Raw genomic sequence first — 9000 nt, forward strand, 5'->3', positions numbered from 1 at the left:
CCCCAGAGGGCTACCGCGGAATGTGATGGAATGTTCATCGCATCTCGCTACCTGCGCAATCCTGCGAGCGACCGACTCTCTTGCGCTTGTTCCGATGCACGTAGGTGTGGACGAGGCTGACTTCACGCTATTACCAACGCTCCTCGATACAGTGTCCCCAGAAATTGGAATAACTCACCTGCGTGCCGTGCGCCCGACCGGTCCCGTGGAGTTGCTTATCGACCACCTGCGCGACGTGGCCGACGAGATCGAGAATGGATGAGGATCAGTGAAGCCCGAGTGATCAGACCTGCCCGGGATAGTGGTCCCGAGCGATTGCCCGGCCGATCTCGACGACGATGTCGAATAGTGTTCGGACACTGTCGCTTGCGGGCTTGTCTGCGACTACGGTGACACCGATCGACCGGGGAACGGTAGGCAGCTGCGTGGGTAAGACCGCCAGTTCCTCGTCATTGACACCGATCAGCATCGGCAGCGGGGCGATTGCGTCCGTCTCGAGGAGAATTGGCCGCAGCGTCACGACAGTGGAACACTCGATCACATTACCGGGCAGACTCAGGCCTGCTCGATGGAAAAGTTCTTCCACGTCGCCACGCAGTCGCGTCGCGCGCTGCGGGAGGATCCAGGGATAGTCGATCACATCGGCAATATGTGCGTCGCGCAATGCGGTCGCAGGATGCTCTGACCGGACAATGAGGCGGACTGGCTCATCGTAAAGTCGGATCGAATGAGTTGTCGCGGAGGTTATCCCACTGTCGAGCCGGCCCACCACCATGTCGATGTCACCGCGCCTGAGAGCCACCGCCAAATCATCTGGGGAGCCTTCCGTCACTGACACCGAGATAGACGGGTGTGTCCGTTTAAGTGCAATCAAAGCGTGGGGCAGTAACGAATACGCGCTCGCCAGGTTCGTCCCAACGCGGACGGGGCGAGCACCCACGCGACAGAACTCGTCAATCTCCTCGGCGGCGGATCGCAGTGCTCCTAGTGCGCTTCGAGCCGCCTCGAGAAAGATCTGACCTACTTCTGTAGGCGCCATACCTCGCGGACGGCGGTGGAACAGCGGGGCTCCCACGACTGCCTCGGCTTCACGAAGAGCGCGAGTGATTGCGGGCTGGCTCGAGCCAAGCGTGGCTGCGGCCCGCACCATGCTTCCTTCGTCAGCGAGGGCTGTCAGAACGACGAGGTGGCGGATCTTCAGTCGTCCGTCGAGCATTCGGTCGGGTTCCATGGCCGAATCATATATGCTTTCTGAGATATTGCTGCTCAATTCGATATTGGTTTTGATCTGTCTGGGTGAGCACACTCATCGATATGAGCAACTCTCCAATCGTCCCGTTGGTCCGCGAAGCGATCGCGGACACGCTGGTCGACCTCGGCGTTCGCACGGTGTTCGGCGTGGTCGGCAGCGGCAACTTTCATGTGACCACATCCCTCGTCGCGAGGGGCGCTCGGTTTGTAGCGGCCCGGCACGAGGGTGGCGCCGCGACGATGGCAGACGCCTACGCTCGAATGTCGGATGAGGTGGGCATCCTCTCGTTGCATCAGGGCTGCGGGTTCACCAACGCGCTCACCGGCATCGCCGAGGCCGCCAAGAGTGGCACCCCTCTTTTGGTCTTGACGGCGGAGGCGACCGAACCGTCGTCGAACTTCTACATCGACCAGCGGGGGATGGCAACCGGGATCGGTGCCGTCGCCATGGGTGTGCGGTCTCCGCGCACTGCTCGCGACGATGTCATCCGCGCCTTCCAGATGTGCCGGGAGGGGAACCGAACCGTTGTGCTCAATATTCCGCTCGACGTGCAGGACATGCCGATACCTGATCAAGAGTTGATCCGATCGCGTCAGATGGCCACGGCGGGGCAGCCCGCAGCATCGGACATCGAGCGTTTCGGCCGGCTGCTCCTGGAATCCCGCAGGCCTGTGTTCATCGCCGGCCGCGGTAGCCGATCTGCCGGGGCAAGACAGGCTCTGCGTCAGCTGGGTGAGCACTGCGGTGCATTGCTCGCTACGTCGGCAGTTGCACGGGGATTGTTCGTCGATGACCCGTGGAGTATTGACGTTTCGGGAGGGTTCAGCTCGCCTGTCACGGCAGATCTCATCGGCAGCGCTGACCTCGTTGTGGGGTTCGGTTGCGCGCTGAACATGTGGACTATGCGGCACGGCCGGCTCATCGCAGATGATGCTGCAGTTGTGCAGGTCGATATCGATCGGTTGGCAATCGGCAAACACCGGGACGTGACCCTCGGTCTCGTCGGAGGGGTTACTGAGACCGCAGAGGCGGTATCGCGGTGGATCAAGAAGTCCAACGAATCCGATCGCGAGGGTTATCGAACGGCCGAAGTGAAAGACCGCATTGCGGCCGGGCTTCGATGGAATCAGCTTGAGTTCCAGGATAGGACCGGCGACGGCAGAATCGATCCGCGCACGTTGAGCGTCGAGATCAATCGCATGCTGCCATCCGAACGGATTGTCTCCGTCGACTCTGGCAATTTCCTTGGCTACCCAAGCATGTATCTTGATGTTCCCGACGAGTACGGGTTCTGCTTCACGCAGGCGTTTCAGTCCGTTGGGTTGGGACTGGCGACTGGCGTGGGGGCGGCTCTCGCACGGCCAGAACGGCTTCCGGTTGTTTGCTGCGGTGACGGCGGGTTTCTTATGGGGATCTCGGAGATGGAGACCGCCGTACGGCTCCAACTCCCGATGCTCATCATCATCTACGACGATGCGATGTACGGTGCCGAGGTTCACCACTTCGCGAACGAGCAAGTGCCCCTTGACACCGTCACGTTCCCCGACACCGACCTCGCTGCGATCGCCCGGGGTTACGGGTGCCACGCGGCCACCGTGCGGACTGTAGAAGACCTTTCCGTAGTTGAGCGGTGGCTCGCCGAGGGACCGGAGCGGCCTCTGGTGATCGACGCGAAGGTCACGTCACACGAGGCGGCGTGGTGGCTTCATGAGGCATTCGGGCACTGACGCCATGAGCCTCGGCCTCACCTCACGCCCAGAAAGAAGGATAGCTATGACTGCAGGGACAGACTGGGTTCGGAACTTCGTCGATGGCCGTTTCGTCGATCCGAACCCCGACAAGGCATTTGACCGGATCGATCCTGCTACGGGTCAGGTCCTCTCTCGGGTCGCCGAGGCTGACCAGGAGTTGGTCGACTGCGCTGTCGTGGCAGCGCGCACCGCGCTGGCAAGAGGCTGGCCCGACACGCCTGTCCGTCAACGTACCGAGCTTCTTCGGAGGATTGCCGACGGGATCGAGGCGCGCTTCGAGGACTTTGTCTCTGCGGAATCGGCAGACACTGGCAAACCTGTCGTGTCTACCCGGACGCTCGACGTCGCTCGAGCGATTGCCAATTTCCGGGCCTTCGCCGACATCGTCGCGGCCGCGGGACAGGAGTCTTTTCTTACCGATCTACCCGATGGCACCCGCGCCCTGAACTACGCGGTCCGCAAGCCGCTCGGAGTGGTCGCAGTAATCGTCCCTTGGAACCTGCCGCTTCTCCTTCTCACCTGGAAGGTGGCTCCCGCGTTGGCATGTGGCAACGCAGTTGTCGTCAAGCCTAGTGAGGAGACGCCTGCCACCGCGACGCTCCTCGCCGAGGTGATCAGAGACGCCGGTGCGCCGAATGGCACCTACAACGTGGTCCACGGGTTCGGCAGCGACTCGGCAGGTCACTTCCTGACTGCTCATCCACTGATCGATGGTGTCACGTTTACCGGCTCGTCGTCGACCGGGGCCCGTGTGATGGCGACAGTTGCGCCCCGCGTGCGACCGGTGTCGTTCGAGCTGGGAGGAAAGAACGCTGCCGTTGTGTTCGACGACATCGACGTCGAAGAGACAGTTGCAGGTCTGGCTCGTTCAGTGTTCACCAACACAGGTCAGGTATGTTTGTGTACCGAGCGAATCTATGTGCAGCGCAACGCCTTCGACGCCGTTGCGGCCGGTCTCGCCGAGCATGCCGCCTCGCTGCGGTTGGGCGATCCGCGGCGACCGGAGACCACAACGGGCCCGCTGATCTCGCAATCGCATCGGGACAAGGTACTCGGGTATTTCCGACTCGCAGAAGAGGGAGGTGCGAAGCTACTGACGGGTGGAGGGATACCCCGGCTCGGCGAGGAGCTTGACGGCGGCGCGTGGATCGAGCCGACACTGTGGACGGGTTTGGCCAACACTCACCGTGTTATGCGGGAGGAGATCTTCGGTCCTGTCGCAGCACTGGTCCCATTCGATACAGAGGACGAAGCAGTGGAACTGGCCAACGACACCGACTACGGCCTCGCCGCTGCGGTATGGACCAACGACTTACGGCGGGGGCACCGAGTGGCCCAGAAGATGCGCGTCGGCATTTCGTGGGTCAACACATGGTTCGCCCGTGAGCTGCGTTCACCGTTCGGGGGTGCTGGCCTTTCGGGGATCGGACGAGAAGGCGGCGAATCTTCTCTGCACTTCTACACCGAACCGACCAACGTCTGCGTCCAGCTGTGATGCAACAAGGAGAGGACACCGAATGACCACCACGACCACAGACGTAGGCCGAATCGCGCGTCGTCTCGACGACGCCCAGGTTCTGCGCGCCGACATCAGCAGCCTCGCCGTTGACGTCGACATCGATGTCGACACCGCGTATGCAATCCAAGATGCTCTGGTTGCGCGACGTTGTAGGCGCGGCGAGCGCTTGACGGGTGTGAAACTCGGGTTCACTTCGTTGGCGAAAATGGAGCAGATGGGCGTATCAGAAGTGATCGTTGGGCGCCTCACTGACGCGATGGCGATCGCCGACGGCGCACATCTGGATCTCGAACGCTTCATTCATCCAAAGGTTGAGCCCGAGGTCGCATACCGCATCCGCTCGGACATCGATCCGGATGGGCCGGAGTGTGACGCTGACTCATGCATAGACGCCGTGGCGCCGGCTATGGAGATCATCGACTCGCGCTACCGCGATTTCCGATTCACCTATACCGACGTCATCGCTGACAACACTTCTGCTGCAGCCTATGCGGTGGGAGCGTGGCGAGCACCACGCGAACTCGCTGATCGCGCTGTACGACTCACGGCAGGCGACGCGGTGGTAGACGGATCAACCACCGCTATTCTCGACGATCCGATGAACGCCGTCCGTAGGCTGCTCGGCCTTGCGCGGCATCGTCATATAACTTTGCGTGCCGGGGATGTGGTTCTCGCAGGCGCTGCGACCGCTGCTGTTCCACTTGTTGCCGGTCGAGTCCGATGCGTCGTCGAAGGTTTGGGCAGTGTCGAGATCGGAGTCAACCAGTGACGCAGAGCGCCCGTGTTATCGACGGACTTGCGGTGCCCCGCGGCAGATTTCCTCATGTGAAGGTCGCTGGTGACTACATCTATGTTTCGGGCACGAGTTCGAGAAGACGGGACAACACCTTCGTCGGCGTACGCGTCGACGAGATGGGGACGACGTTCCTAGACATCCGTGCCCAGACCCGCGCCGTGATCACGACCATAGAGGCCATCCTCCGTGAGGTCGGGGCTGAACTCACAGACCTGGTGCAGGTGACCACCTATCTCGTCTCCATGAATGACTTCGCCGGTTACAACGAGGTCTACGCAGAGTTGCTCGACGAGGCGGGGCCCACCCGAACGACCGTCGCCGTACATCAGCTGCCCCACCCGCATCTCCTGATTGAAATGCAGGCGGTGGCACATCTACCCACCCTGCCGCGCCCGGCATGAGGAAGGACAACATGAGTACCATTCCACCGGTTATCGACTTCGGATCGTGGATCGACAAGAATCGGCACCTGCTGGCGCCACCGGTCAACAATCAGACAATATCACTCGGAGATGACTTCATCGTGCAGGTCGTTGGTGGCCCCAACCAGCGCACCGACTTTCACCTCGACCCCTATGAGGAATGGTTCTACCAGGTCCAGGGCGATATGCACGTAAACCTCATGACAGCAGACGGCCCCCGCACCGTCCGTATCCGAGCGGGAGAGGCGTGGCTGCTGCCCGCCAACATCCCACACTCGCCGCAGCGGCCGGACCCCGAGTCGATCGGCGTCGTCATCGAGCGGGTCCGCCGTGAGGGGACGCTCGAGAAGTTCCAGTGGTACTGCGCGGAATGCACGGCCTTGATCCACGAAGTCGAATTGCAGGTGCGTGACATTGTCTCCGACCTACCGCCGGTTTTCACGCAGTTCTACGACGACGAATCCGCCCGCACCTGCGAAAGCTGCGGCGCCCTGCATCCGGGAAAGGGCTGAGATATGGAGGATATAGGCGGCGAAGACGGGATTATCGACGTTCACACACATTACGTGCCTCGTGGCTGGCCTGACCTACGCGACGAAGCAGGGCCTGATGCGCTCTGGCTCGACATCGTCAGTGAATCGGACGCGATCATCAAGATGGGGACACGGGAGTTCCGTCACATCAAATCCACGGCATGGGACGCGGAAACTCGAGTGCGTGACATGAACGCGGATGGTGTTGCCCGCCAGGTGGTCTCACCGACTCCGGCCTTCTTCGGGTACGACCTAGCGCCTGATTCCGCGGCAAAAGTTGCGCGCATCTTCAACGATCTCGCGCTCTCGATCGTCGAACCCTGCCCAGATCGGCTGATCCCCTTCTGCCAGGTGCCATTACACGACACCGATCTCGCGTGTCGCGAACTCGAGCGGTGCATCGCAAACGGTCACCGCGGGGTCGAGATCGGTAACCATGTCGGGGACCACGATCTCGACAGCGCGGGTGTTGTCACGTTTCTCCAGCACTGTGCCGCGCTGGATGTACCAGTCTTCGTCCACCCTTGGGACATGCAGTCCACGTCCCGACTCAACCGCTGGATGGGGCAGTGGCTGGTCGGTATGCCGTCTGAGACGCACCTGTCGATCCTTGCCCTGATTCTGGGCGGTGGCTTCGATGTCATCGATCCACGTCTCCGGATCGCATTCGCCCACGGCGGTGGGTCATTCGCCTTCTGGCTCGGACGAGTCGAAAACGCGTGGCAACAACGAAATGATGTCGTTGGTACCTCCGCGTACCCGCCTTCGCATTACATCGGACGTTTCTACGTCGATTCGGTTGTCTTCGACGACCGAGCACTAAGGGTACTCGTCGACACTGTTGGAGCTGATCGTGTGTTGGTCGGCAGCGACTATCCCTATCCGTTGGGAGAACGCCCGGTTGGAGATGTGGTCCGTCGCTCAGCCTTTCTCGACGAGCGCCAACGACGTCAAATCGCAAGCGAAAACGCACTTGTGTTCCTGGGTGGGAGTACGCCGACCTCTGGATTGGGGAGGAGCGCATGACCACGGCTCGGCACACCGCGATGACGACAATGGCGTTCGAGCGTCTGCGCTCGGCGTATGAGAATGCTGTTCCCACAGGACCGGTGCGGGATCTCGTGGCCGACAGGTCTACGGCTGGCGCCTATGCGATCCAACAGAAGATCATTGCCGAGCGCATTGCACGCGGGGCCCGGATGGTAGGACACAAAGTGGGCCTCACCTCGCTCGCGGTGCAGCGGCAGCTCGGGGTCGACCAACCCGATTTCGGCGTGTTGCTGGACGACATGCGGCGTGAACCCGATACTCCCATTGACCTAAGCGGCCTGATCGCGCCACGGATCGAAGCCGAGATCGCCTTCGTGATGAGAGAAGGCCTCGAGGACGGGGTGATTGACCACTCGCGTGTTCGTGGGGCGGTCGATCATGCCGTAGCGGCGCTCGAGATCGTCGACAGTCGAATAGAGAACTGGGACATAACGTTTTTCGACACAGTAGCCGACAATGCGTCGAGCGGGCTCTTTGTTCTCGGTACGCAACCTCGCGGTCTGGCCGATTTCGAGCCGATGGCGACGCAGATGATGATGGAGGTCGATGGTCGGCCTGCGTCGACGGGGACGGGGGCGGATTGTCTCGGAGACCCCCTCGAGGCTCTGCGATGGCTCGCGACCACACTCCGTGATCATGGCCAACCTCTGCGTAGCGGTGACGTCGTGCTGTCGGGAGCATTGGGACCGATGGTCGCGGTGACGGAGGGAACAACCATCACCGCAAGTATCACTGGATTAGGTTCGGTCACAGCACAATTCGATTCTAATGATGCGCGACAGAGAGGGTCTGTCTCATGACGACGAAAGTTGCAGTGATCGGTTCAGGCAACATTGGCACCGATCTGGTCATAAAGATCAAGCGCCTCGCCCGTAATCTCGAGATCGCCGTACTGGTGGGCATCGATCCCGCATCCGAAGGCCTCGCACGTGCGCGAAGGCTCGGGGTCGATACCGTCGACAACGGGGTCAGGGGCCTTGTCGAACACCCTGCATTTGACGACATCTCGATCATCTTCGACGCAACGTCCGCTGATGCGCATAGGGTCAATGTTGAGGTACTCAAGCCTTACGGCAAGCGGCTCATCGATCTCACTCCCGCTGCGCTGGGGCCGTTCGTCGTGCCGCCGGTCAATCTCGACGAGCATCTCGACGCGCAGATCGTGAACATGGTGACCTGTGGTGGGCAGGCGACGATTCCGATTGTCGCAGCGATAGGCGCGGTCACCACAGTGCATTACGCCGAGATAGTCGCCTCAATCGCATCCAAGTCGGCAGGTCCGGGGACCCGCGCCAACATAGATGAGTTCACCGAGACCACAGCGCGTGCGATCGAGGTCGTCGGCGGCGCCGCACACGGAAAAGCGATTATCGTGCTGAATCCCGCTGACCCGCCGCTGATTATGCGCGATACCGTGCTGGCACTCGTCACTAGCCCTGATCAGGAAGCCATTCGAGCATCTGTTCGTGGGATGGCCGTGAGGGTGGCTGAGTACGTGCCCGGTTATCGACTCAAGCAGCAGGTGCAGTTTGCTCGTCTAGACCCGTCAGACAGCATTGCCACTCTCACCAGCGGGCAACCAGTCGGCGCTGATCTGTGGAAAGTAACGGTCTTTCTTGAGGTCGAAGGCGCTGCTCACTATCTTCCCGCATATGCGGGAAACCTCGACATTAGGGG

At 61.2% G+C, this 9000-nt stretch carries 10 protein-coding genes; 9 read left to right on the forward strand and 1 reads right to left on the reverse strand.

All coding sequences use genetic code 11. The annotated features are described in order from the left end of the window. A partial coding sequence (locus GOACH_RS24100; protein WP_005180086.1) for a type 2 periplasmic-binding domain-containing protein occupies positions 1–262 on the forward strand: 262 nt, incomplete at its 5' end. A 21-nt stretch (positions 263–283) separates the two neighbouring features. Here GOACH_RS24100 and GOACH_RS23555 read toward each other — a convergent pair. Then, the gene (locus GOACH_RS23555; protein WP_040519519.1) at positions 284–1231 is read right to left on the reverse strand and encodes a LysR family transcriptional regulator; all 948 of its coding nucleotides are present in this window, start codon (positions 1229–1231) and stop codon (positions 284–286) included. 83 nt (positions 1232–1314) lie between these two features. Here GOACH_RS23555 and GOACH_RS21875 point away from each other — a divergent pair, with 83 nt between their 5' ends. From GOACH_RS21875 to GOACH_RS21910, 8 genes are all read left to right on the forward strand, one after another. Then, on the forward strand, positions 1315–2979 hold the full coding sequence (locus tag GOACH_RS21875) for a thiamine pyrophosphate-binding protein (RefSeq protein ID WP_040519521.1): 1665 nt from the start codon (positions 1315–1317) through the stop codon (positions 2977–2979). A 46-nt stretch (positions 2980–3025) separates the two neighbouring features. Next, positions 3026–4498, forward strand: a complete 1473-nt coding sequence (locus tag GOACH_RS21880) for a 2-hydroxymuconic semialdehyde dehydrogenase (RefSeq protein ID WP_005180092.1) — start codon at positions 3026–3028, stop codon at positions 4496–4498. A gap of 22 nt (positions 4499–4520) precedes the next feature. After that, positions 4521–5291: a 2-keto-4-pentenoate hydratase gene (locus GOACH_RS21885; protein ID WP_005180094.1), complete on the forward strand. Its 771-nt coding sequence runs from the start codon at positions 4521–4523 to the stop codon at positions 5289–5291. Continuing rightward, on the forward strand, positions 5243–5719 hold the full coding sequence (locus GOACH_RS21890; RefSeq protein ID WP_052004101.1) for a RidA family protein: 477 nt from the start codon (positions 5243–5245) through the stop codon (positions 5717–5719). Before GOACH_RS21885 ends, GOACH_RS21890 begins: the two co-directional genes overlap by 49 nt. 11 nt (positions 5720–5730) lie before the next feature. Further along, positions 5731–6252 carry a 3-hydroxyanthranilate 3,4-dioxygenase gene (locus tag GOACH_RS21895; protein WP_005180099.1) on the forward strand — a complete coding sequence of 174 codons (522 nt, stop codon included), beginning with the start codon at positions 5731–5733 and terminating at the stop codon, positions 6250–6252. A gap of 3 nt (positions 6253–6255) precedes the next feature. After that, positions 6256–7299, forward strand: coding sequence for an amidohydrolase family protein (locus GOACH_RS21900; RefSeq protein WP_005180101.1), 1044 nt, complete (start codon positions 6256–6258; stop codon positions 7297–7299). Then, a complete protein-coding gene (locus tag GOACH_RS21905) occupies positions 7296–8123 on the forward strand; it encodes a 2-keto-4-pentenoate hydratase (RefSeq protein ID WP_005180103.1) in 828 nt (275 codons plus the stop codon). The genes GOACH_RS21900 and GOACH_RS21905 overlap by 4 nt, the downstream gene beginning before the upstream one ends. After that, positions 8120–9000 (forward strand): acetaldehyde dehydrogenase (acetylating) (locus GOACH_RS21910; RefSeq protein ID WP_005180105.1); only part of this gene is annotated, 881 nt, incomplete at its 3' end. The genes GOACH_RS21905 and GOACH_RS21910, both read left to right, overlap by 4 nt.

This window comes from Gordonia aichiensis NBRC 108223, from assembly GCF_000332975.1.
Classification (GTDB): Bacteria; Actinomycetota; Actinomycetes; order Mycobacteriales; family Mycobacteriaceae; genus Gordonia; species Gordonia aichiensis.

Bases quoted from the DNA above. Each gene is read 5' to 3' on its own strand.
- GOACH_RS21885 (WP_005180094.1), top strand. From the start codon at position 4,521: ATGACCACCACGACCACAGACGTAGGCCGAATCGCGCGTCGTCTCGAC.
- GOACH_RS21895 (WP_005180099.1), top strand. From the start codon at position 5,731: ATGAGTACCATTCCACCGGTTATCGACTTCGGATCGTGGATCGACAAG.
- GOACH_RS21875 (WP_040519521.1), top strand. From the start codon at position 1,315: ATGAGCAACTCTCCAATCGTCCCGTTGGTCCGCGAAGCGATCGCGGAC.
- GOACH_RS21905 (WP_005180103.1), top strand. From the start codon at position 7,296: ATGACCACGGCTCGGCACACCGCGATGACGACAATGGCGTTCGAGCGT.
- GOACH_RS23555 (WP_040519519.1), bottom strand. From the start codon at position 1,231: ATGGAACCCGACCGAATGCTCGACGGACGACTGAAGATCCGCCACCTC.
- GOACH_RS21900 (WP_005180101.1), top strand. From the start codon at position 6,256: ATGGAGGATATAGGCGGCGAAGACGGGATTATCGACGTTCACACACAT.
- GOACH_RS21880 (WP_005180092.1), top strand. From the start codon at position 3,026: ATGACTGCAGGGACAGACTGGGTTCGGAACTTCGTCGATGGCCGTTTC.
- GOACH_RS21890 (WP_052004101.1), top strand. From the start codon at position 5,243: ATGCGTCGTCGAAGGTTTGGGCAGTGTCGAGATCGGAGTCAACCAGTG.